The sequence below is a fragment of the Pseudomonas lactucae genome (assembly GCF_016937615.1).
GTDB lineage: Bacteria > Pseudomonadota > Gammaproteobacteria > Pseudomonadales > Pseudomonadaceae > Aquipseudomonas > Aquipseudomonas lactucae.
In genome coordinates this window covers 36,999-60,201 of the sequence record NZ_JAFHKI010000052.1, presented here as the reverse complement: position 1 = coordinate 60,201, position 23,203 = coordinate 36,999, and the positions used below count along the sequence as shown (strand labels likewise).

Genomic DNA, 23,203 nt, shown 5'->3' with positions numbered 1-23,203 from the left:
CCCCGATAATGCCGGCTTATCAGCCCATAGAACGGGACGACTGCAATGCTCGAACCTGAACAACACACGGCAAAACCCATACTGCGCCAGGTGGTGGGCTGGGTGCTGGTTTACCTTTTTTGGTCGCCTTGGTGAGGTTACCTTACCCACTGGGTCTGCTACTGTCCCTGGCATCCCTCGCAGCATCGGCCTATGGCGTGTGGTTCGCCGGGCGTTTCGCAAGCCGCCGCGTGAGTTGGCTGGCACTGATTGCCACCCTACTCAATACCTTCTCGTTCGCCGGGATGGGCACCGCGTCACTGCCGATGGGTCTGTATTATATTTCCCGGCTTTATTGGTACCCGCCTTTCTCCAGTTGGGTTTACTGGAATTTCTAAGCGCAAAGGGAATTTGATCGCAAGAAACGTAGTTTCCCACCGAGGGAATGCAACTACAGTGGCGACATCAGCTTTCGCACCAGCCTTTTGAGGAGCCGCCCATGCCCTGCGAATACACGCTCATGCCCTCCCCCGTCGGCCAACTCACGCTGGTGGCGCGCGATAGCAAACTTTGCGCCATCTTGTGGGAAACAGAACGCGCCAACCGCGTACGCCTGGGCCCATTGCATGAAGCCAACGACAGTCCGGTACTGCTGGAAGCGCAGCGCCAATTGAACGAATACTTCGCTGGCACGCGCAACCGGTTCGAGCTGGAACTGGACTTCGCCGGTACCGATTTTCAGAAGCAAGTCTGGCAAGCACTGCTGACCATCCCGTTTGGCGAAACCCGCAGCTACACCCAGATCGCCCAGCAGATCGGCAACCCCAAAGCCGTGCGTGCAGTCGGCGCCGCCAATGGGCGCAATCCAATCTCGATCATTGCACCTTGCCATCGGGTAATAGGGGCCTCGGGCACCTTGACCGGCTTTGCCGGAGGGCTTGAGGCCAAGCAGTATCTGTTAACGCTCGAGGAGCGCGGCCAGGTAAAACTGCCCTTCTGATCATGCAGCCGCGATCGGACCGCGAGTAAACGATTGGTCATCGAACAAACGCTCAAACCCGATGAACCACTACCTGGACCGGCAGCAAGGTACGGCGAATCTGGTCCAACGTCGCACCCCTTGCGTCATCCCGACAGGCTCTACCCATACGCACCATTAACAGGTTCCAAGGAGAAAGAATTACAGCGTCAGTGAGCTGGCTATTTGTAAAAAGAAATTTCAGCCCAGGACTGCGGTCAGTATTTTCATCAACCACTTTTGAGGAAACCGGTCATGAAATTCTCCGCAGTCTCACAAAAGCTGTCGCGCTGGGCGGGCAGCCCCCGGACGTTCTACACGGCGGTGGGGTTGATTCTGGCGTGGAGCCTGAGCGGGCCGTATTTTCACTACAACGACACCTGGCAGCTGATCATCAACACCTCGACCACCATCATCACCTTCCTCATGGTGTTCCTGATCCAGAACACACAGAACCGCGATAACGACATTCTGCACATCAAGATCGACGAGCTGCTGCGCGTCACCAAGGATGCCCAGAACGCAGTGCTGAGCCTAGACGGCCTGGACCGCAAGACCCTGGAAAAACTGCGTGAGGAATACCGTGAAATCGGCAAGACCGACACGTTGAGTCTTAACGGCAACGACGCAACGCCCGCCAAGACCGACCTGAACCAGGCTTAAAAAAACGGCGGTTGGAGAGGCTCCAACCGCGTTTTGTATTTGTACTCAAGGATCAACCGTCGCCTTGATGACCTTTACCGTAGGTCGATGCCAAGGCACGCGCCTTCTGCAGGCGCTCTTCCAGCTTGGGCAGGGTCTCATCCACCAGGGCCTTTATTTCCGGAACGTCCGATGCCGCGCCTTCCTGCTTGAACAGCGCGATGGCGTCTTCGTTTTCCTTGACCTGTTGCGCGGTGTAGGCCGCGTCAAAGGAGTCGCCGTCCTTGAGTTCAGGCATCAGCGTTTCGGCCTTGTCGACGATCTTTTCGCGCGGAGCCACAGGCAGGTCGAGCTTCTTGGCGATGGCCGCCAAGTGCTGGTTGGCCAGGGTGCGCTCGTTGATCACCTCGATGGTGTAGTCCTTGATTTCCTTGGATGAGGTCTTGGCGTGAGCCATGCGACTGGTTTCGATATCGGCCATGCCTTTGGCCGAGGCCTGCTCGATGAATTCAGCAGGCGACTGGGCGAAAGCATTGCTGGCGCCGAGGCCCAGCAGCATCGCGAAGCTGGCGGTGCGTAACCGGATAGCCATGCGGCTCATGATGGGTTCCTCCAGGGCAAAAATTGGCGCGGGGGAACACACCCCGCCCTGAATTCGAATTTTCAGGACGCTAAAGGTTTAGAAAAAACTTGCCAGTACGACGAACGGTCATCGACTCCTCAGGCGGGTTTGCTGCCAAACAGGCCTGGTAATGCGTGGGCCAGGGCATTGATGGCGAAGCCGATAAACATCACGCCGCACAGCCGAGTGATGAGGATTTCATTGCGCTGGTACACGTCCGCACCCGCTGGGCACCCACCACACCGATCAGAATGGCGTAGGCCAGCAGGCCACCGACGAAGCTCAAGGTGATCAACGCCGGCAACATCGACCAGGTCAGCAACTCGGCGCGGCTGGACAGCAGCGCGGTAAAGGTCGCCACCGCGACCGGATAGGCCTTGGGGTTGGTCAGGCCAAACAGGATGCCGTGCCAGAACGGATGCCGCGCCGCCCCCTGAGGCGCATCAATGCTACGGCGTTGAGTGCGAATGGCGCGCCAGCCGAGCCAGAACAGGTACAGGCCACTGAGCATGCCCAGTACATCAAACGCGCGGCTGCCCACTTCCTTCGCACCGACAATCGCAATCAGCGCGGTACTGCACCACACCACATCCCCCAACAAGTGCCCGCACAGGAACCCTGCCCCGGCACGGCGGCCACGGGCGGCGCCGATACCGAACACAGCGAGAACCCCTGGGCCTGGCGTAATGCCGTAGATAAAACCCGAGGCAAGGACAGCGAACAACATGGATGGGGTCATGGGCGCGACTCTGGCAAAGGGTTGGCAGGTGGGTGGATTCTGCCTGTTCCAGGGCTAGGGGTAAAACGTCATGCCGGCATACGGCTTGACGCGACAGGCTTGCAGGCGCGACGCCAGGTCGCCGACATGGGCTTCAAGCTTATGACCATCGGGATCGAAAAAATAGAACGACGCGCCTTCGCTGCGGTTGTCGCGCCACTCCTGCACATCGGCGCCCCGCAGGCGCTCAACCAGCGCAGCGAAATCGCCTGCACCCGCGGTAAACGCATAATGGGTGTAATCGGCCGTTGGCATCGAGTCACGCAGTGGATCCAGCGACAAACATAGCCATAGGCCTGGCAATGACAGGTAGGCCCCGGTGTCCCAAGTTGCCTCGAGCCGCAGTTGCAGCAGGCCATGGTAGAAGCTGACGCTACGAGGCACGTCGGTGACTGCCAGGGTCAGGTGATTGAGGCCAGAAAACATAAAGATTCCTTATGAAGAGTGGCTGAAGGCAGCCCTTGGAAACCTTGACGATGAAGCGGCTTACATCGCCGAAGAAAACCCCAAAGCCGCCCATGAGTTTGTCCAGGCGATTTTGAGTGGCCTTGAACACGTCGCAAAGTTCCCAGCGATGGGGAAGGAGGGTCAGGTGCCTGGGACGCGCGAGTGGGCGGTGCCTCGCTGACCAAACATCGCCCCCTACAGAATTCGAGAGGGCGATTGCAAGCAATGCGGATTTTCCACACCCGTCGCCAACCGCCCTTATCCTGGTAGCGTCTATCGAGACTTGTAAATACCCTGCGGCCGGCTGATCAAGCTGTGTTTGTGCAACCTCAATGCCGCTCGCTGGCCAGGCGATGAATCTGGGCCTGCTCCACCAGCGGTTGCGGCGCGCCATGACGCACCGCCGCCAACATCGCACGGCCGACCGTTTCGGTGCTCACCACCCAGCCCGGTTTTACCCGACGCACCAGCGACAGCAATGGCCCGAGCGCGCTGTAGAACCACTGGTACAACGGCGTCTTCGAGCGTACGCCGTGCAACGGCTGGATCACTCCCGGCCGGAACAGATACACCGCCTTGAACGGGAGGCGCAGCAACGCGTTCTCGGTCTTGCCCTTGACCCGTGCCCACATCGACTTGCCCGCTTCGGAACTGTCCGTACGGCGCCGGACACGTAGATAAACGTCATCTGCGGGTTAAGCCGCGCCAGCGTGCTGGCGGCAACCAGCGTCAGGTCATACGTGAGGTGGGTGTACTTGACCTCGTTCATACCCGCCGAAGAAACACCGAGGCAAAAGAAGCACGCGTCGAAACCCTGCAGCAGGTTTTCCAGCGGTTGGAAATCCAGCATGTCGCTGTGCAGCACTGGTGCAACTTGCCGTGCTCCTGGGTCAACGGTGTGCGGCCAACGGCGACGACTTCCTGAACGTCGGCGGCCAGCAGGCATTCACGCAGAACACCCTGGCCGACCATGCCGGTGGCGCCGAATAACAGAACTCTCATAAGGGACCTCAGCGGCAAGCCGCAAGCTTGAAGCTCAAGTGCAAATCAACTTGTAGCTTAACGCTTGCGGCTCAAGGCTGCCCCTATCAAAACGCGCTGCGGAAAATCTCCTCGATCTGACGCTGGTCCGCACGGCGTGGGTTGGTCAAACCACAGGCATCCTTGAGCGCATTACTGGCCAGCAGTGGGATGTCCTGCAACTTGGCCCCCAGGTCGCGCAAGCCGGCCGGAATTTCCACGTCCAGAGCCAGACTGCGGATCGCGGCGATGGCGGACTGGGCGCCCTCTTCATCGGTAATGCCGCGGGTATCGGTGCCCAACGCACGGCCTACATCGCTCAAGCGTTTGGCGCAAACGCTGGCATTGAAGCTTTGTACATGGGGCAGCAGCACCGCGTTGCACACGCCGTGGGGCAGGTCATAGAAGCCGCCCAACTGGTGTGCCATGGCGTGCACGAAACCCAGGGATGCATTGTTGAAGGCCATGCCGGCGAGGAATTGCGCATAGGCCATGTTTTCCCGCGCGGCCTTGTCGCTGCCGTCGCGTACTGCCAGGCGCAGGTTGGCGCTGATCAGCTCGATGGCCTTGATGGCGCAGGCGTCGGTGATCGGCGTAGCGGCCGTGGACACGTAGGCTTCGATGGCGTGAGTGAGGGCGTCCATGCCAGTCGCGGCGGTGAGTCCCTTGGGCATGCCGACCATCAGCGAGGGGTCGTTGACCGACAGCAAAGGGGTGACGTTACGGTCGACGATGGCCATTTTTACGTGGCGGGTTTCGTCGGTGATGATGCAAAGCGCGTCATCTCGCTGGCGGTACCGGCGGTGGTGTTGATGGCCACCAGCGGCAGTTGCGGCTTGGCCGATTGGTCGACGCCTTCGTAGTCGCCGATACGTCCGCCGTTGGTGGCGCACAGGGCGATGCCCTTGGCGCAGTCATGGGGCGAGCCGCCGCCCAGAGACACCACGAAATCACAGGCACTTTGCTGCAACAGTGCCAGGCCTTTCTCGACGTTTTCCACATTGGGGTTGGGCTTGGCGCCGTCGTAGATCACCGAATCGATGTCCTGCATCGCCAGCTTCTCGGCGATCATACTGGCCACGCCCGCCTTGGCCAGGCCGGCATCGGTAACAATCAGCGCCTTGCGAAAGCCATAGTTGCGAATGGCGAGCATGGCTTCGTCGAGGCAGTCGGTGCCCATGATGTTGACGGCGGGAATGAAGAAGGTGCTGCTCATGGCGAATCCTCGGGATGACGTTTATGCCCTACAGCATCGGCCTCACATGGCTGCGGCATCTTGATCAGGATCAACGCCGGCTCGTGATAAAGTCACCGCCCAGCCGATTTCGAGTAGAACCGCCGCAATGAAGGATTTCCAGGATGTTGACGCCCACCTTGAAGACTGGAGCGCACTGCGCACGGCCCTCGACTTCAGCGGGATTCTGATCGGCAACGGCGCAAGCCGCGCTATTTGGGAAGACTTTGCCTACGACTCATTGTTCGAAAACGCCCGCACGGTCGAAGAAAAACCCTTGGGCCAATCCGAGCTCAGCGTGTTCGACGCCCTGCAAACCCGCAGCTTCGAGCAGGCCCTGGGGGCGTTGAAAACCACCAGCCGGGTCAACAAGGCCCTGGCCGTCAGCTCGGCGGCGCCGCGCAACCGCTACTACGCGATCAAGGAAGCCCTGATCAATACCATCCACAGCGTGCACATCCCGTGGCGCCTGGTGCAGCCGTCGACGCTGGCGACGATCAACACAGAGTTGAAACACTACGCGACGGTGTTCACCACCAATTACGACCTGCTCAACTACTGGGCAATCCTGCACGCCTCCGGCATCGACGACCTGTTCCGCAGCGCCGACGCCCGTTTCGATCTGCGCGACACCCACACCGATACCACCCGTATCCTTTACCTGCATGGCGGCCTGCACCTGGTGCGCAACCTCGACGGCACCGCGCGCAAATTGCCTTCCACCGACAGCACGTTGCTCAGCAGTTTCGCGATCAACAATACGATCAAGACCCTCGACGATGTGCCGCTGTTTGTCAGTGAAGGCAAGGTGGAGGAGAAGCTCAAGAGCATCCGCAGTTCGGATTATCTGTCGTTCTGTTATGAGCAACTGCTGAGCCACGCGGGCGCGTTGTGCATCTTCGGCCATGACCTGGGGCCGCAGGACAAACACCTGGTGGATGCGATTGGCCAAGCCAATGTGAGCACCCTGGCGATCTCGGTATCGGGACGCAGCGATGGCTTTATTCGCCAGCAGAAGCGGCGGTATTCGCAGTTGTTCGATGGCACGGGCGTTGAGTTGAAGTTTTTCGCAGCACGTACGCATCCATTGGGCAATCCGGCACTCTCAGTACCTGTGGAACGCTGATCAAATCGAGTGAATCCTTTAAATAGAGACAAATGACAATAATTCTCGATAGTATTCGCGACTTTTCCCAGTCGTGCTTCGTCAAGAAGGATATCCATGTCTCGTCCCAAGCCCGACCCGTTGTCGGCCGACGCCGTTCGCGGGGTTTATACGGATATTCTGTATTTCCTGCGCAAACGCACGGACAACGCCAGCGACGCGGCGGACATGACCCAGGATGTCTTCACCCAATGGCTGGATTACGGCGACCGAAGCAAGGTCGAGCAGCCGCGGGCGTTCCTGTTCCAGATGGCACGCAACCTGCTGCGTGATCACTGGCGCAAACAGAAGGTGCGCCAGACCGTTCATTCCGATCAGCCGGACAGGGACGCGGAACCTGTCACCGAGGAGCAAAACGAGCCCATGGCCGCTGCACTTCGCCTGCAACGCTTGGAACAGTTGAAGGAAGTCCTCACCGAACTCTCGCCGCGCAGGCGAGAAGCCCTTATGCTGCACCGCTTCGAAGGCCTGAGCCAGGCGCAGATCGCCGAGCGCATGGGGATTTCGACCAGCATGGTGGAAAAGCACATCGCGTTTGCCCTGCTGCATTGCAAGCGACGCCTTCAACCCGAACCCGGCACGGAGCAGCCAGAATGAACCGCCTGAGCGACACCGACGCCCTGGATATCGAAGACAGCGACGCCATCGATGCCCAAGCCGCCAGTTGGTTTGCCCGCAACCGCAACGACCCGGCGCGTGCCGACCGCAAGGCCTTTGCCGCCTGGCTGGCCGAGCCTGCCCATGCCCGCGCCTATGCCGAGTTCGAGCAACTGTGGGCGGACCTGGCCCAGTTGCAGCAACTGAACAAGCCCGTGGCGCTGCCCGCGCGCAAACCGTCGATCTGGCGCCCGGCGGTGGCGGTGGCGGCCGCCTTGTTATGCGCAGTGCTGTCGCCCTATATCGGCGCGCCCCTGGAGGCTTATCACACCCAGGTCGAAGCCCAAGCCAAGGGCATGCGCACCTTGAACCTGCCGGACGGCAGTACCTTGTATGTGAATGCCAACACCGGTCTGCGCGTGGACTTCACCGCGCAACGGCGCATCGTGCACCTGGACAAGGGCCAGTTGTACCTCGAAGTGGCCGCCGATAAAGAACGACCGCTTTATGTGCAGGCAGGCGAGGCGTCCGTACGCGTCGTCGGCACCGGATTTGATGTGCGGCGCAGCCCGCAGCAACTGGTGGTCAGCGTCGCTCACGGCCAGGTCGCCTTCGAGCCGGCTGCGAACAGCCCGGTCACGCTGCTCGGCGCTCGGCAACGCGCCAGCTACAGCTATGCCAAGGGCACCGTGCAGCAGCAAACGCTCACCACCGAAGAGGTGGCGGATTGGCGCAGCGGGCACCTGTCGTTTCGCAACCGCGAACTGGCCAGCCTGATCGATGAACTGAGCCTGTACCGGCCCCAGGCGCCCTTGCAGGTCAGTAACGCCGTAGCGCACCTGAAGATTTCGGGCAACCTGGATGTGAATGATCCAGACGCCCTGCTCAATGCCCTGCCCGCCCTGCTGCCGGTGAAAACCGTGGCGTCGGCCGATGGCATCCTGCGGATTGAGCCGAACAAATAATCCGCCAATTCCACACATGAGAATATTTTGCATTTGCATGTGTGGTTTTTTTTGGCTGCCCCGTCTTCCTCCCGTCTGCGTTTGATACGCACACCTTTTTTGGCCATTTGGCCGCACCGGGGGATTTCATGTTTCGCGCGCCTTGCCCTGTTTCGCACCTGTTTTTCCGACCGACCGTTATCGCCGCCGGCCTGGCCTTCAGCCTCACTGCCCAGGCCGAATCGCTGCGCCTGCAACTGCCCGCCCAGCCGCTGGCCGCGTCCCTGAGCCAGGTGGCGCAACAGGCAAAAATCCAGCTGCTGTTCGATGAAGCGCTGCTCAACAACGTGCAGGCGCCAGCGCTCAACGGCGACTTCACAGCGCAGGTAGCGATCCGCACCCTGCTGAAAAACAGCGCGTTCACCCTGGTCATGGTCGGCAGCACCTACGTGGTAAAACCCATTGATACCAAGACCACCCAAAGTGGCGCGATCCAGCTGGATGCCCTGAGCGTGATCGGCACCGGCAATGAAGTCGACTCCAGCACCGTCGGCCGTTCCACCCTGAGCCAGGCGGATATCGATCGCTACCAGGCCAATAACATCCCCAGTCTGTTGCAGACGCTGCCTGGTGTCAGCCAGGGCGGTTCGCTCAAGCCCGGCGGCCAGACCATCAATATTCGCGGTTTCGGCGATGCCGAAGACGTGCCGTTGACGGTCGATGGCGCCACCAAGAGCGGCTTTGAGCGCTACCAGCAAGGCACGGTGTTTATCGAGCCCGAGCTGATCAAGAGCATCGAAGTCGAGAAAGGCCCCAACTCTCCGTTCACCGGCAACGGCGGTTTCGGCGGTACCGTCAACATGACCACCAAAGATGCCCCGGACCTGCTGGAGGTCGGCCGCAACAGCGGCGCGATGCTCAAATACGGTTACGCCAGCAACGACCACGAACAGGTCTACAGCGGCGCCGTGTATGGCCGCACCGAAGATGGCCGTTTCGATGCCCTGGCCTATTTGACCCAACGCGACGGCGGCGACATGAAAGTCGCCGCCAAGTTGCCCAACGAAAACAACCAATACCCGATCAACCCCCAGCGCCTGCCCAACACCGCCCAGGATGTGGACGGCAAACTGTTCAAGATCAACGCGCACCTCACCGATGAACACAGCGTCGGATTTTCCTACTCGCGCTCCCACAGTAACCGCTGGACACCCTTTTCCGCGGCGAGCTACCCGACACCCCCCACCCAGGCCAACATTGACCGTTATGGCTACGAAGGCGCGCTCAAGCGATTTTTAGCCCACCGCGACACCGTCGACACCACCTGGTCGGGCAAGTACGAATACCAGCCGCTGGATAACCCCTTGGTGGACCTGACCATCAAGTACTCACAGTCCAACACCGACCAGACCGATGCCCGCGACGCCACGGCGTTTTTTCAGTTGGCCACCGGCGGGCGCAGGATGGACACCGCCTACACCGACAAAAACCTCGATGTCCGCAACGTCAGCCTGTTCGACACCGGCCCCTTGCAGCATGCGCTCACCATCGGCGGGCAGGTGCGCAAGCACATCCGTGAAACCGAAATGTGGATGCCCGGCGCCACCTACAACACGCCGCGCTACAACAACGGGCACTTCCAGCCGGGCTTCATGCCCCATGGCAAGGTCGATACCAACAGTTTCTTCATTCAAGACGCGGTCACGTTGGGCGACGTGACAGTCACGCCGTCGCTGCGCTACGACCATGTGCGCAACCGTGGCGAAGCCAACGATGCGCCGTACTACAGCAACCCCGACCCGGCGGTCGGCCATGATTACAGCGACCGCACCTACACCGGCTGGTCGCCACGCCTGGCGGTGTTCTGGACCGTCACCCCGCAGGTCGGGCTGTTCGCCAACTGGAGCCAGACCTGGCGTGCGCCGGTGATCGACGAGCAATACGAAGTGCAAGGCGTAGGCAACCGCACGGCCACCAGCGTTGGCCTGGACCCGGAGCGCATTACCTCGATCACCGTGGGCAACATCACCAGCTTCGACAAGCTGATCACCCAGGATGACAACCTGCAAATACGCACGACGCTCTTTCACAACAAGGTCGAAGACGAAATCTTCAAGGCCACCGGGGTAGGTTGCCAGAACCAGGCGGTCAACGGCGGCACCATTGCCACTGCATGTCCACCGGGGGCGATGGCCAACTATCGCAACATCGGCGGCCTGACCATCAAGGGCTTTGAAGTCGAGTCGTTCTACAACTCCACCTACCTGTTCGGCTCGGTGTCCTACGCCTATGCCAAAGGCCAGCACGAAGGCGCCTATACCAACCCGTGGGGACCGGATGTCTCGGCACGCGATATTCCGCCCACCAAATGGGTGCTGGTGCTGGGCACAAACATCCCGGCGTGGGATGCCCAGGTAGGCTGGATGGGGCAATTCATCGGCGCGACCGACCGCCTGCCCAGCGATAACTATTCAGGCGGCCCCGGCTCCAGCGTCGGCGACCAGTTCTACGACCAGTACGGCAACAAGCGCTACAACACCCAGGGCCTGTTCGCCAAATGGAAGCCGCAGCAGGCTTACCTCAAGGGCACCGAGGTCAACTTCACCCTGGACAATATGTTCAACAACAACTTCCGCCCAGCCCTGAGCGGCGACCGCGCCTACACCAAGGGGCGTGACGCCAGGATCAGCGTGACGCGCTTCTTCTGACGCTTACCGTGGTGAGGGAGCCGCTTCAGCTCAACATTCCATCCGCGCGCAGCAAGGTCTCCAGGCAGTGTTCGGTGATGTGGTAGAACGCCTTCAGCGCCTGGATCTTCTCCAGCAACTGCGCGTTATCCACAGGCTCGGCGCGCTTGACCGCCAGGATCATCTTGTTCTTGTTGGTGTGTTCCAGCGAGATGAACTCGAACACCTTGGTTTCATACCCGCAGGCCTCCAGGAACAGCGCCCGCAAACTGTCGGTGACCATTTCCGCCTGCTGGCCCAGGTGCAGACCGTATTGCAGCATCGGCTTGAGCAGCACCGGGCTCTGGATCTGCAGGCGGATCTGCTTGTGGCAGCATGGCGAGCACATGATGATCGACGCGCCGGAACGGATGCCGGTGTGGATCGCATAGTCGGTGGCGATGTCGCACGCATGCAGGGCGATCATCACGTCCAGCTCGCTGGGTGCCACGCTGCGCACGTCACCGCACTTGAACACCAGCCCCGGATGTTCCAGGCGGGCGGCGGCGGTATTGCACAAGGTCACCATGTCTTCGCGCAGTTCCACGCCGGTGACTTCGCCCTGGGCCTTGAGGGTGTTGCGCAGGTAGTCGTGGATCGCAAATGTGAGATAGCCCTTGCCCGACCCAAAATCGGCGACGCGCAGCGGTTGATCGAGCTTGAGCGGTGAAGAGGTCAGCGCATGGCTGAACACTTCGAGGAACTTGTTGATCTGCTTCCACTTGCGCGACATGGAGGGGATCAACGCCTGTTTCGCGTCGGTCACGCCCAGGTCGACGAGGAACGGCCGGCTCAGGTCGAGGAAGCGATTTTTCTCGCGGTTATGTTCGGCCGAAGGCGCCTCGCGCAGTTGCTGCGGCTGGCTTTTGAACAGCGAGCTTTTGTTTTTCTTGCTGTATTCCAGCTGCGCTTCATCAGTCAGCGACAGCAGGTGCGCGTTCTTGAACGAAGCCGGCAGCAGCTCGGCAATCGCCGCCACACCGTCGGCCAAGGGCAAATTCTTGGTGATATCGCGGGTCTTGTAGCGGTAGACGAAGGACAGGCACGGCTGTTCCTTGACGGTGACCGGCTTGATGATCAGCCGTTGCAACTCGGCTTGCGTGCCCACGTACTTGGCCAGCACCAGCTTGATAAAGGCGTTCTGCGCCAGGCTTGCGCTCAGCAGTTCGATGAACTGGGCGTGATGATCCGGTTGAGCAGTGACAGACATGAACAAAAACGCCTCGGGCAGGGAATGCCGGGCATTTTAGGGGGGAAGGGAGTTAAGGGCACGGGGTTATTTGATCAATGGTCGATTCCAGCAGCCACAGTGGATCCAAATGTGGTGTCTGGTTTATTCGAGTACCACCAGGCGATTGGGCAACTCATTACGCGCCTGAGTCACCGGCACATGCACCTTGAGCAATTCGCCACAGGCCTCAATGCAACTGATAAACCCCGCCAGCGTCTGCCCCTGCTTCACCTGCTGGGTAAACACCTTGACGATGGCATCCCAGTTGCTGTCATCCAGGCGCGTGGAAATGCCCTCATCCACCAGGATCTCCACATATCGCTCCGCCTCGCTGACAAAAATCAGCACGCCGGTACTGCCGACTGTGTGGTGCAGGTTCTGCTCCAGGAATTGTCGGCGTGCCAGGTTCGAGGCACGCCAATGGCGCACCGAACGTGGGATCAAGCGGGTCGTCACCTTGGGCAGCCGAAACACCAGGCACAACACAATGAACGTCACCCACTGCGCCAACAGCAAGGTATACATGGTCAGGTAGCCCGACAGGTAATGCACCACCCCCGGCACCACCAACGCGATCAAACTGGCCCACAGCAACGGGATGTAGGCGTAATCGTCGGCACGCGCGGCCAGTACCGTCACCAGTTCGGCATCAGTCTGTTGCTCGACCCGGGCGATGGCTTCGGCGACTTGGCGTTGTTCGTGTTCAGTCAGTAATGCCATGGTTCTACGTGCTCTTTTCTCGTTATTGTCATCACCAGCCGCCCGAAGCGCCGCCGCCGCCGAAACCACCACCGCCGCCACGGAAACCTCCGCCGCCACCGCCTCCCCCGCCGCCGCGCCCGCTGCTGCTGAGGATCGCCAGCAGGATCGCGCCCACCGGCAGGCCCATGCGATTACACAGCCACAACACGCCGATCAGCAAAACAAACAGGCCGATGGAAAGCCCGGGATTATCCTTGGCAAAGTTGGCATCCGCCACATGGGCGGGCACCGCCAAGGGTTCACCACCGACCACTCGGATCATCGCGGCCACACCGTCGCTGATGCCCTGGCTGAAATTGCCGGCCTTGAATTTGGGCACAATGACCTGGTTGATGATCACCCAGGACTGCGCGTCGGTCAGCACGCCTTCCAGGCCATAGCCGACTTCGATGCGCAATGTGCGCTCGGCGCGGGCGACGATCAACAGCGCGCCGTTGTCCTTGCCCTTCTGGCCGATCCCCCACGCGCGGCCCAATTGATAACCGTAATCTTCAATGCTCGTGCCTTGCAGGTCGGGCACGGTGACGACCACGATTTGATCACCCGAGGTTTGCTCGAACGCCTGCAACTGCTGGGTCAGTTGCTCGCGCACCGCCGGATCGATCATCTGGGCGCTATCCACCACCCGCCCGGTCAACGCCGGGAAGGTCAACGCCGCCTGCGCCGCGCCCACGCAGGCCAACAGCCACAGCGCCAGGCCTATCCGTAATAAACGCATCGACACCTCAGTGCAGCTTTATTTGAACTTCACTTGCGGCGCTTTATCGGCATCGGCGCTGGTGGCTTCAAACGTCGCGCGGATCGGCAAGTCGCTGTACATCACGCTGTGCCACAGGCGACCGGGGAAAGTGCGGATCTCGGTGTTGTAGGCCTGCACGGCCTGGATAAAGTCGCGACGGGCCACGGCGATGCGGTTTTCGGTGCCTTCCAGTTGCGATTGCAGGGCCAGGAAATTCTGGTTGGCCTTCAGGTCCGGGTAGCGTTCGGACACCACCATCAAGCGGCTGAGGGCACCGCTCAGACCGTCCTGGGCTTGCTGGAACTGCTTGAGTTTTTCGGGGTTGTCGAGGGTGCTGGCATCCACTTGGATCGACGTGGCCTTGGCCCGCGCTTCGATCACGGCGGTGAGGGTGTCCTGCTCGTGCGCGGCGTAGCCCTTGACCACTTCCACCAGGTTGGGGATCAGGTCGGCGCGGCGTTGGTACTGGTTCTGCACCTGGCCCCAGGCGGCTTTGGCCTGTTCGTCCAGGGTGGGAATGTTGTTGATGCCGCAACCGCTCAGCACCGTGCTGATCAATAGCAAAGCCGCGGCTTTCAAGCCCCAGCGGTAACCCTGTGCTGCTTGCATGGTGTTTCTCCTGCCCAATCTGGATGGAATATGACGACTAACCCTATAAACCGCGCGCTTGGGGCATAATCCGCCACCACTGGATTGCATCGAGCCAATCAGCTACAAAGATGCCCAGCGCAAATAAGAGTTCCGAGTGTGCTGCATTTATCGGAACAACACCCGAACAACAATAGACGCTCCCCACATTTTGGCCGACGGCATCCATGGATGCTGCGCAGTGAGCCGAAAAAGGATATTCATGAAAAAGCTGTGTTTGCTCGGCCTTGTTGCCACTCTGGCCAGTCACCCCGTATGGGCAGAAACAAAGCCTGCTGCGCTTAAAGACAAGGACGCCTTCGTCAGCGATCTGCTCAAGCAGATGACCCTCGATGAAAAGATCGGCCAATTGCGCCTGATCAGCATCGGCCCCGAAATGCCCCGCGAGCTGATCCGCAAGGAAATCGCCGCCGGCCGCATCGGTGGCACGTTCAACTCCATTACACGCCCGGAAAACCGTCCGATGCAGGACGCGGCCATGCGCAGCCGCCTGAAGATCCCGATGTTCTTCGCCTATGACGTGATCCACGGCCACCGCACCATTTTCCCGATCAGCCTGGCCCTGGCGTCCAGCTGGGACATGGAGGCCATTGGCCGCTCCGGGCGCATCGCCGCCCAGGAAGCCGCCGCCGACAGCCTCGACATCACCTTCGCGCCGATGGTCGACATCTCCCGCGACCCACGTTGGGGCCGCACGTCCGAAGGTTTCGGTGAAGACACCTACCTGGTCTCGCGCATTGCCGAAGTGATGGTCAAGGCCTTCCAGGGCGCGAGCCCCGCGAACGCCGACAGCATCATGGCCAGCGTCAAGCACTTCGCCCTGTACGGCGCGGTGGAAGGCGGGCGCGACTACAACGTGGTCGACATGAGCCCGGTCAAGATGTACCAGGACTACCTGCCGCCCTACCACGCGGCGATCAAGGCCGGTTCCGGCGGCGTGATGGTGGCGCTCAACTCGATCAACGGCGTGCCCGCCACCGCCAACACCTGGCTGATGAACGACCTGCTGCGCAAGGACTGGGGCTTCAAGGGCCTGGCCGTCAGCGACCATGGCGCGATCTTCGAGCTGATCAAGCACGGCGTGGCCAAGGACGGGCGTGAAGCCGCCAAGCTGGCGATCAAGGCCGGTATCGACATGAGCATGAACGACTCGCTGTACGGCAAGGAACTGCCGGGGCTGCTCAAGTCCGGTGAGATCGAGCAGAGCGACATCGACAACGCCGTGCGCGAAGTGCTCGGCGCCAAGTACGACATGGGCCTGTTCAAGGACCCTTACCTGCGTATCGGCAAGGCCGAGGACGATCCGGCCGACACCTACGCCGACAGCCGCCTGCACCGCGCCGATGCGCGTGATATCGCCCGCCGCAGTCTGGTGCTGCTGAAAAACCGGAACAACACCCTGCCCCTGAAAAAATCCGCGACCATCGCCCTGGTCGGCCCGCTGGCCAAGGCGCCGATCGACATGATGGGCAGTTGGGCCGCCGCCGGTAAGCCGGAACAATCGGTGACCCTGCTCGACGGCTTGAACGCGGTGATCGGCGAGAAAGGCAAGATCATCTACGCCCGTGGCGCCAACATCACCAACGATAAGGCGGTGGTCGACTACCTCAACTTCCTCAACTTCGATGCCCCGGAAGTGGTGGATGACAAGCGCGCGCCGCAGGTGATGATCGACGAAGCGGTCAAGGCCGCCAAAGAGGCCGACGTCGTGGTGGCGGCCGTGGGCGAGTCCCGCGGCATGTCCCACGAGTCCTCCAGCCGCACCGACCTGAACATCCCGCAAAGCCAGCGCGACCTGATCAAGGCCCTCAAGGCCACCGGCAAACCACTGGTGCTGGTGTTGATGAATGGCCGTCCGTTGTCGATTCTCGAAGAGAACCAACAGGCCGACGCAATCCTGGAAACCTGGTTCGCCGGCACCGAAGGCGGCAACGCCATCGCCGATGTACTGTTCGGTGACTACAACCCGTCGGGCAAGCTGCCGATCACCTTCCCACGCTCCGTGGGGCAGATTCCGACCTATTACAACCACCTGACCATCGGCCGACCGTTCACCCCAGGCAAGCCGGGCAACTACACCTCGCAGTACTTCGATGACACCACCGGGCCCCTGTTCCCGTTTGGTTATGGCCTGAGCTACACCACGTTCAGCCTGTCGGACATGGCGCTGTCGTCCACCACCCTGAACAAGACCGGCAAGCTCGACGCCAGCGTCACCGTGCAAAACACCGGCAAGGTCGACGGCGAAACCGTGGTGCAGCTGTATATCCAGGACGTGGCCGGCTCGATGATCCGCCCAATCAAGGAGCTGAAGAACTTCCAGAAAATCATGCTCAAGGCCGGCGAAGAGCGCACGCTGCACTTCACCATCACCGAGGACGACTTGAAGTTCTACAACACTCAGCTCAAGTACGCGGCGGAACCGGGTGAGTTCAATGTGCAGATCGGGCTCGATTCCCAGGATGTGCAGCAGCAGACGTTCGAATTGCTATAGGAGGCAGCTTCAAGTTGCAAGCTACAAGCGGCAAGGAAGAGCAGTTCTGCTTTTAACTTGCAGCTTGCAGCTTGCCGCTGTTCCTAGCTCCTTCTGTCAAGAAGGTTCACCACCAGCCGATCCACCCACCCCCACACCCGCTGCTTCACCCGCCGCCACACTGGCCGCGCCTTCCACGCTTCCAGGCTGACCACCTGGCTCTGGGCAAAGTCCGCAGTAAAACTCGCCACCACTGCCTGTGTAAGCTCAGGGTCCAGCGCTTCCAGATTGGCTTCCAGGTTGAAGCGCAAATTCCAGTGGTCGAAATTGCACGAGCCGATGCTCACCCAGTCATCCACCAGCACCATTTTCAGGTGCAGGAAGCACGGCTGATATTCGAAAATCTGCACGCCTGCACGTAGCAGGCGCGGGTAATAGCGGTGCCCGGCGTAACGCACCGATGGGTGATCGGTACGCGGGCCAGTCAGCAGCAAACGCACGTCCACACCGCGCCCTGCGGCACGGCGCAAGGCGCGGCGCACGCTCCAGGTCGGCAGGAAGTACGGCGTGGCCAACCAGATCCGCGTCTGACTGTTGTTGAGGGCGCGGATCAGCGATTGCAGGATGTCACGATGCTGGCCGGCGTCGGCATACGCGACGCGGCCCAGGCCAGGCCCGGTCGCCGGCACCTTGGGCAGGCGCGGTAAACCGAAATGGGTTGCGGGTTTCCAGGCGCGGCGAGCCGCATTGGCGTGCCATTGGCGGTCGAACAACGCCTGCCAGTCCAGCACCAGCGGCCCGCTGATCTGCACCATCACTTCATGCCACTCGGCGGTGTCCTGCCCAGGTGTCCAGAACTCGTCGGTGACCCCGGTGCCACCGACCACAGCGATGCCCTGGTCAACCAACAACAGCTTGCGATGGTCGCGGTACAGGTTGCGCATCCAGCGTCGCCAGCTCAGGCGATTGTAGAAACGCAACTCCACACCCACATCGGTCAAGCGCTTGCGCAGCCCGAGGGTAAACGCGAGGCTGCCGTAATCATCGAACAGGCAACGCACCCGCACGCCGCGCTCGGCCGCCTGCACCAGCGCCTGCACCATGGCTTCGGCGCAGGCACCGGCTTCCACCAGGTACAACTCCAGATCGACCTGACGCTCGGCCCTGGCAATGCCCAGCAGCATCTGTGGAAAAAAACGCGGCCCGTCGATCAACAACTCGAACCGGTTGGCGCTGCGCCACGGGAACACCGCGCCGGCCACGTCAGCGCGCCGTGAAAATCAGCACCGCACCCACCGGCACCGACAAACTGATCGACTTGAGCCCCGCTGCTTCACGCAACGCCGCCACTCCCGGCGCCAGGTCGAAATCCTCGGCATGCAACACCAAAGGTTCCAGCGTCACAACCTGAAAACGCCGATCATCCAGGCGCGTGGCTAGCAACTCGGCGCTGTAGGTCTGGGTCTTGCCGTGCAGCGTCACTGAAAGCGGCAGGCGCAATTCCAATTGCGCGCCGGAAGCCAGGTCATTGATCGGTTGCAGGTTGATCTGCGCACTGATCAACGCTTCGGGGAAGGTCTTGACCTGAAACAGCGTATTGCGCATGCGCTCGTCGCGCAGTGGGATGCCACTGTTGACCGACTCCAGCTCCACCTCCAACTGCGCCGCCCCTTGGCTGTCGACCTTGCCGTGCAACACCAGAAAGCGCTGCACTTCGGCGACTTCGGTGTTTTTGGTGGTGACGAAAGACAGGCGTGAGGACTCGTTGTCCAGGTACCAGTCGGCGTGGGCAGGGACGGCGAACGCGGCCAGCAGGGCCAAAGCCAGGGGTCTGACGTTGAACATAAACACTCGTGGGGCAAAAAACCTGCACGAACCTTAAGCGCATGTCACGAACGGCGCAAACCCAAATGTGGAAGCGGGAAAGTGTGGTGTGTCACGGATTCAGGCGACACCCCTGCCGCTCCCCCACCCACCGCGCCGTGTGCGTACGCCCCAACCCACTCGCCGTCACCTCACTGCGCTCCGGGTTATCGCTGAACGCGCTGGTGGGCACGTACTGCTTCACATACCCCAGGCAATACTGCGCCGGGTTGTTCGCCACGTACCGGCACGAGCAGTACTCCTTGGCGGTGTACGCCGCGATGATGTCGGGGAAGGCTTGCAGGTTGACGCGCTCGTGCCACACCCAGCCGAGCAGGGCGAGCAACAGCAGCAGAAACACGCTGGTGAACGGCCGACGACGGATCATGGCTGCACCGCCGCGAGCACGCGTTTGAGCAGTTCGTTGTGACGATAAGTGCCATCGCGATCATCGCCGTAGCGCACGATCACCAGGTGTTCGGCGGGTACTACGAACAGCGCCTGGCCCCAGTGGCCGAGGGCAGCGAAGGTGTCGGCGGGGGCATCGGGCCAAGGCTTTGGGGTGCCTGTGTTGAGCCACCAATGGCCACCGGGGACGGCTTCGTCCTGGCCGGTTTTGTAGTGAGCGAACGGCCGGCGGTTGAAGGCGACCCACTCCTTGGGCAGCAACTGTTGCTCGCCCCAGCGTCCGTCCCGTGCCATCAGCAAGCCGATACGCGCCAGATCGCGGGCGGTAAGGTAGGCGTATGACGAGGCGACGAAGGTTTCGTCGGCGTCGGTTTCCCAGGTGGCGTTGTGAATGCCCAGCGGTTTGAACAGCGCATCCCACGGGTAACTCATGTAGGCCTTGTGGCCGAGCATGCCCTTGAGCGCGGCGGACAATAAATTGCTGTCGCCGCTGGAGTAACGGAAGGCCTGGCCCGGCGCGCTGAAGGTGTCCATGCCGGCGGCGAAGTCCGCCATATCGGTGTGACCACGGGTATAGAGCATCGCCACTACCGAGGATTTCAACGGCGCGTATTCGTAGTCTTCCTGCCAGTCCAGGCCCGAGGCCCAGTGCAGCAGGTCGGCCATGCTCACCGTGGGGTGCTGTTTCATTGGCGGATAAAAACGCGCCACGGGGTCGCTGAGTTTGAAGCGGTTATCGCCGTAGGCCACGCCGAGCACCGTGGCCATCAGGCTTTTGCTGATCGACCAAGTCAGGTGCGGCGTGCTCACGGTGGCGGGCGCGGCGTAGCGTTCATAAACGATCTGGCCATCGCGGATCACCAATAGCGCATCGGTGCGGACGCCTTGGCGGCTGGCGTCATCACGTGGCGGGAAAGCGTAGGTGTCGAGGGCGTCGACGGCGGGGCCGGCCAGTGGCGTGCCCCTGGCCCAGTCCTTGTCGGGCCAGGTGTCGGCGTGGGTGTGGGCGGTAACGGTGACGAACAGCAGGGCAACACACAACAAGCCTCTGACCATGGACACGAACTCAAGGGGGCATTCAAGCCCGCGAGGCTAGCCCAGACGCATGACAGATTGGCGACAAAGAGGCTGTCATCCAAGCGTCACCATAACTTCATGGAGATGACACCGGGGCTCCATAGCCTGAGTTTGGACAAACAAGTCGACCGGCCGAACAGTGGCTGGCACTCGGAGATTCGCCATGACTCAGATCGCCCGCATCAGCGACACCGGCAATGAACGCCGTCTGCAAGCCGAACGCCTGGTTGGCGCACAGGCATTGCAGGAAGCACAGGCCCTGCGGTTCAACGTGTTCAGCGGCGAGTTCAACGCCAAGCTGAAAGGCGCGGAACTTGGCCTGGACATGGATGACTATGATGTTCACTGCAGCCACATCGGCGTGCGGGATTTGAACAGCGGTCGGCTCGTCGCCACCACCCGTTTGCTCGACCACCAGGCCGCCAGCACTCTGGGCCGGTTCTACAGCGAAGAAGAATTCAGCCTGCACGGCTTGCTGCACCTGCAAGGGCCGATCCTGGAGATCGGTCGCACCTGCGTCGACCCGGCTTACCGCAACGGCGGCACCATCGCGGTGTTGTGGGGCGAGTTGGCCGAAGTGCTCAATCAGGGCGGTTACAGCTATTTGATGGGCTGCGCGAGCATTCCGATGCACGACGGCGGCATCCAGGCCCACGCGATCATGCAGCGCCTGCGCGAACGCTACCTGTGTAACGAACACCTGCGCGCCGAACCGAAAAAACCATTGCCGGCGCTGGACCTGCCGTCCAACGTCATCGCCGAGATGCCGCCGCTGCTCAAGGCCTATATGCGCCTGGGCGCGAAGATCTGCGGCGAGCCGTGCTGGGACGAAGACTTCCAGGTCGCCGACGTGTTCATCCTGCTCAAGCGCGATGAGTTGTGCCCGCGTTACGCGCGCCACTTCAAGGCGGCCATGTGATGAGCCGCCTGCGCGTGTACGGGCGCATTGCCCGCGTGCTGGTGGTGGTGGCGCTGGGCTTGAGCATGGCCAGCGTGTTTGGCCTGTTCGAACGCTTGGGCGTGGCCAACTCGATGGTGCGCCGCCAACGCTGGTCGCGGTTCTTTATGGCCCGACTGACCAACGCCCTGCCTTTTCGCGTGACGGTGCACGGCGAACTACCGACGCAGCCGATGCTGTGGGTGAGCAACCATGTGTCCTGGACCGACATTCCGCTGCTCGGCGCCGTGGCGCCGATGTCGTTTTTGTCCAAAGCCGAGGTGCGTACCTGGCCGGTTGCCGGTTGGTTGGCGGCCAAGGCCGGTAGCTTGTTTATTCGTCGCGGTTCGGGTGACAGCCAGTTGATCCGCAAGCAGATGACCCGCCACCTGGAACAACAGCACCCGCTGTTGATGTTCCCGGAAGGCACCACCACCGACGGGCGCAGCCTGCGTACCTTCCATGGTCGCTTGCTGGCCAGTGCGATCGATGCGGATGTGTCGCTGCAACCGGTGGCGATTCGTTACCTACGCGATGGACAAGTGGATGCGTTGGCGCCGTTCATTGGCGATGACGATTTGCTCTCGCACCTGATGCGCCTGTTCGGCAATGATCAGGGCGACGTGGAAATCCATGTGCTCAAGCCGATTGCCTGCGCCGGGCAGGAACGTGCGGCGCTGGCGTATCAGGCGCAGCAGGCGGTGCAGAAGGCGTTGTTCGGGCCGTTGCCGGAAGCTGAGCAGGTAGACGCCCGACCTGCCTTCGCCGCCTGACATGAGCTAAACACTGTTCCAAATGTGGGAGGGGGCTTGCCCCCTCCCACATTTAGACGTGAATTGTCAGTTGGTTTTGTGCAAATTCCTGCAATTGTGGATAGAACAGTCGGAAATCCTCACTCAACGGTTCATATAAAAGCCGCAACTCCTGCATCGCATGCCCCAATGCCTCCGGCTGCGTCAACCGCCGCGAAATCCCCCGCAACACCTGCTCCATCACCGCGAACTCACGGTACGAGCCCAACCAATCGTCCGCCGCCATATACGGTGCAATCTGCGCCAGCCGCCCCGGCAGCTGCGGTTCGGCCGCCAGTACGCGGTACACCTGCGAGGTAAAGCGCTCCAGCGGCTGCTCGGCATACAGCGCCCAATCCCGCGCCAGGCAGTGATCGAAAAACACATCGAGGACGATTCCCGCATAACGCCGGCGAGTCAGGCTGAAGCGCGACAACGCCTCCCCCACCAACGGGTGGCTGTCGGTAAAGCGATCGATAGCGCGGTGCAACTGAATCGCCGCTTCGATGGACGGGCTGAACTGCCCTTGCAGGCGACCTTTGACGAAATCGCCATACAGGCTGCCCAACAGTTGCGCTGGAAGTTGGCCGCCCAGGTGCAGATGTGCGAGATAATTCATGGCGCGCAGTCTAGCACTGCCGCCAACGTATCGTTATAACCCGATATACCGATTTAGCCTGACCTCAGATCAAAATCATATTGGTATATCGGGATATAGCGATTTAAAGTTCGCCTCATCGCGATATAACGCTTCAAGCCACCGAGCAACTGCCATGTCCATCGACCTCGACGAAATAATAAAAGCCCTGGCGCACCCAGTACGACGAGACATCCTCACCTGGCTCAAAGACCCGAAGGTGCAGTTCCCCGAGCAACTGCACAACCACGAATACGGCATCTGTGCCGGGCAGATCGACCAGCGCTGCGGCTTGTCCCAGTCAACCGTGTCGGCCCACCTGGCCACCTTGCAACGGGCGGGACTTATCAGCAGCCAGAAGGCCGGGCAGTGGCATTTTTTCAAGCGCAATGAGGACGTGATCCAAGCCTTCCTCGCGGCGCTTATCACTGAACTCAGCGCTGAAATCAGCGCGCCGCTGTAAAG

The 23,203-nt window shown here is 61.0% G+C and carries 22 protein-coding genes and 4 pseudogenes; 12 read left to right on the top strand and 14 right to left on the bottom strand.

What is annotated here, in order from left to right; genetic code table 11:
- Window positions 1–131: 131 nt before the first annotated feature.
- The 3 genes from JWR98_RS10375 to JWR98_RS10365 all read left to right on the top strand — a co-directional run bounded on the left by JWR98_RS10375 (window position 132) and on the right by JWR98_RS10365 (window position 1,660).
- A complete protein-coding gene (locus JWR98_RS10375) occupies window positions 132–377 on the top strand; it encodes a hypothetical protein (RefSeq protein WP_341869742.1) in 246 nt (81 codons plus the stop codon).
- Between the two features lie 101 nt (window positions 378–478).
- The gene (locus JWR98_RS10370; RefSeq protein ID WP_205489956.1) at window positions 479–979 is read left to right on the top strand and encodes a methylated-DNA--[protein]-cysteine S-methyltransferase; all 501 of its coding nucleotides are present in this window, start codon (window positions 479–481) and stop codon (window positions 977–979) included.
- A 273-nt stretch (window positions 980–1,252) separates the two neighbouring features.
- Window positions 1,253–1,660 (top strand): low affinity iron permease family protein, encoded by a 408-nt coding sequence (locus tag JWR98_RS10365; protein ID WP_078731966.1) that lies wholly within the window; start codon window positions 1,253–1,255, stop codon window positions 1,658–1,660.
- Between the two features lie 52 nt (window positions 1,661–1,712).
- On the opposite strand, the gene JWR98_RS10360 is transcribed toward JWR98_RS10365, so the two are convergent.
- The 3 genes and pseudogenes from JWR98_RS10360 to fos all read right to left on the bottom strand — a co-directional run bounded on the left by JWR98_RS10360 (window position 1,713) and on the right by fos (window position 3,465).
- The gene (locus tag JWR98_RS10360; RefSeq protein ID WP_042944321.1) at window positions 1,713–2,240 is read right to left on the bottom strand and encodes a DUF4142 domain-containing protein; all 528 of its coding nucleotides are present in this window, start codon (window positions 2,238–2,240) and stop codon (window positions 1,713–1,715) included.
- Between the two features lie 119 nt (window positions 2,241–2,359).
- A pseudogene (locus JWR98_RS10355) lies at window positions 2,360–3,000 on the bottom strand (LysE family translocator).
- Window positions 3,001–3,054: 54 nt separating this feature from the next.
- Window positions 3,055–3,465, bottom strand: a complete 411-nt coding sequence (gene fos, locus JWR98_RS10350; protein WP_205489955.1) for a fosfomycin resistance glutathione transferase — start codon at window positions 3,463–3,465, stop codon at window positions 3,055–3,057.
- Window positions 3,466–3,469: 4 nt separating this feature from the next.
- Here fos and JWR98_RS10345 point away from each other — a divergent pair.
- A pseudogene (locus JWR98_RS10345) lies at window positions 3,470–3,756 on the top strand (type II toxin-antitoxin system RelE/ParE family toxin).
- 59 nt (window positions 3,757–3,815) lie between these two features.
- Here JWR98_RS10345 and JWR98_RS10340 read toward each other — a convergent pair.
- Window positions 3,816–4,488: pseudogene (locus tag JWR98_RS10340) on the bottom strand (NAD-dependent epimerase/dehydratase family protein).
- An 86-nt stretch (window positions 4,489–4,574) separates the two neighbouring features.
- Window positions 4,575–5,722 (bottom strand): annotated as a pseudogene (yiaY, locus tag JWR98_RS10335) (L-threonine dehydrogenase).
- 127 nt (window positions 5,723–5,849) lie between these two features.
- Between yiaY and JWR98_RS10330 the strand changes: the two are divergent.
- From JWR98_RS10330 to JWR98_RS10315, 4 genes are all read left to right on the top strand, one after another.
- Entirely contained in the window at window positions 5,850–6,866 is a 1,017-nt protein-coding gene (locus JWR98_RS10330; protein ID WP_205489954.1) for a DUF4917 family protein, read from the top strand.
- A 96-nt stretch (window positions 6,867–6,962) separates the two neighbouring features.
- Window positions 6,963–7,502, top strand: coding sequence for an RNA polymerase sigma factor (locus JWR98_RS10325; protein ID WP_078731960.1), 540 nt, complete (start codon window positions 6,963–6,965; stop codon window positions 7,500–7,502).
- Window positions 7,499–8,467, top strand: a complete 969-nt coding sequence (locus JWR98_RS10320; protein WP_078731959.1) for a FecR family protein — start codon at window positions 7,499–7,501, stop codon at window positions 8,465–8,467. The genes JWR98_RS10325 and JWR98_RS10320 overlap by 4 nt, the downstream gene beginning before the upstream one ends.
- A gap of 128 nt (window positions 8,468–8,595) precedes the next feature.
- Window positions 8,596–11,154 carry a TonB-dependent receptor gene (locus JWR98_RS10315; RefSeq protein ID WP_205489952.1) on the top strand — a complete coding sequence of 853 codons (2,559 nt, stop codon included), beginning with the start codon at window positions 8,596–8,598 and terminating at the stop codon, window positions 11,152–11,154.
- Window positions 11,155–11,179: 25 nt separating this feature from the next.
- On the opposite strand, the gene JWR98_RS10310 is transcribed toward JWR98_RS10315, so the two are convergent.
- The 4 genes from JWR98_RS10310 to JWR98_RS10295 form a co-directional block, all read right to left on the bottom strand.
- Window positions 11,180–12,382 (bottom strand): class I SAM-dependent methyltransferase, encoded by a 1,203-nt coding sequence (locus JWR98_RS10310; protein WP_205489951.1) that lies wholly within the window; start codon window positions 12,380–12,382, stop codon window positions 11,180–11,182.
- A 123-nt stretch (window positions 12,383–12,505) separates the two neighbouring features.
- The gene (locus tag JWR98_RS10305; protein WP_078731957.1) at window positions 12,506–13,123 is read right to left on the bottom strand and encodes a TPM domain-containing protein; all 618 of its coding nucleotides are present in this window, start codon (window positions 13,121–13,123) and stop codon (window positions 12,506–12,508) included.
- Window positions 13,124–13,154: 31 nt separating this feature from the next.
- Window positions 13,155–13,883, bottom strand: a complete 729-nt coding sequence (locus tag JWR98_RS10300) for a TPM domain-containing protein (RefSeq protein ID WP_205489950.1) — start codon at window positions 13,881–13,883, stop codon at window positions 13,155–13,157.
- Window positions 13,884–13,901: 18 nt separating this feature from the next.
- Window positions 13,902–14,513, bottom strand: a complete 612-nt coding sequence (locus JWR98_RS10295; RefSeq protein ID WP_010212287.1) for a LemA family protein — start codon at window positions 14,511–14,513, stop codon at window positions 13,902–13,904.
- Window positions 14,514–14,754: 241 nt separating this feature from the next.
- Here JWR98_RS10295 and bglX point away from each other — a divergent pair, with 241 nt between their 5' ends.
- The gene (bglX, locus tag JWR98_RS10290) at window positions 14,755–17,046 is read left to right on the top strand and encodes a beta-glucosidase BglX (RefSeq protein ID WP_205489949.1); all 2,292 of its coding nucleotides are present in this window, start codon (window positions 14,755–14,757) and stop codon (window positions 17,044–17,046) included.
- 83 nt (window positions 17,047–17,129) lie between these two features.
- Here bglX and JWR98_RS10285 read toward each other — a convergent pair whose 3' ends face one another.
- The 4 genes from JWR98_RS10285 to JWR98_RS10270 form a co-directional block, all read right to left on the bottom strand.
- The gene (locus tag JWR98_RS10285; RefSeq protein WP_205489948.1) at window positions 17,130–18,287 is read right to left on the bottom strand and encodes a phospholipase D-like domain-containing protein; all 1,158 of its coding nucleotides are present in this window, start codon (window positions 18,285–18,287) and stop codon (window positions 17,130–17,132) included.
- A gap of 1 nt (window position 18,288) precedes the next feature.
- Complete coding sequence (locus tag JWR98_RS10280; protein ID WP_078731953.1) at window positions 18,289–18,870, bottom strand: YceI family protein; 582 nt, start codon at window positions 18,868–18,870, stop codon at window positions 18,289–18,291.
- A gap of 91 nt (window positions 18,871–18,961) precedes the next feature.
- Complete coding sequence (locus JWR98_RS10275) at window positions 18,962–19,276, bottom strand: amidase (RefSeq protein ID WP_205489947.1); 315 nt, start codon at window positions 19,274–19,276, stop codon at window positions 18,962–18,964.
- Window positions 19,273–20,352 (bottom strand): serine hydrolase domain-containing protein, encoded by a 1,080-nt coding sequence (locus JWR98_RS10270; RefSeq protein ID WP_205489946.1) that lies wholly within the window; start codon window positions 20,350–20,352, stop codon window positions 19,273–19,275. Before JWR98_RS10270 ends, JWR98_RS10275 begins: the two co-directional genes overlap by 4 nt.
- Before the next feature lie 184 nt (window positions 20,353–20,536).
- On the opposite strand from JWR98_RS10270, the gene olsB reads away from it, so the two are divergent.
- Together olsB and JWR98_RS10260 are read left to right on the top strand one after the other, a co-directional pair.
- Window positions 20,537–21,292, top strand: coding sequence for an L-ornithine N(alpha)-acyltransferase (gene olsB, locus JWR98_RS10265; RefSeq protein ID WP_003172415.1), 756 nt, complete (start codon window positions 20,537–20,539; stop codon window positions 21,290–21,292).
- Window positions 21,292–22,083 (top strand): lysophospholipid acyltransferase family protein, encoded by a 792-nt coding sequence (locus JWR98_RS10260; protein WP_078731950.1) that lies wholly within the window; start codon window positions 21,292–21,294, stop codon window positions 22,081–22,083. Before olsB ends, JWR98_RS10260 begins: the two co-directional genes overlap by 1 nt.
- Window positions 22,084–22,135: 52 nt before the next feature.
- On the opposite strand, the gene JWR98_RS10255 is transcribed toward JWR98_RS10260, so the two are convergent.
- Window positions 22,136–22,720, bottom strand: a complete 585-nt coding sequence (locus JWR98_RS10255; protein WP_078731949.1) for an acyl carrier protein phosphodiesterase — start codon at window positions 22,718–22,720, stop codon at window positions 22,136–22,138.
- A 154-nt stretch (window positions 22,721–22,874) separates the two neighbouring features.
- Here JWR98_RS10255 and JWR98_RS10250 point away from each other — a divergent pair, with 154 nt between their 5' ends.
- Window positions 22,875–23,201: an ArsR/SmtB family transcription factor gene (locus tag JWR98_RS10250; protein WP_042944312.1), complete on the top strand. Its 327-nt coding sequence runs from the start codon at window positions 22,875–22,877 to the stop codon at window positions 23,199–23,201.
- Window positions 23,202–23,203: the final 2 nt, after the last annotated feature.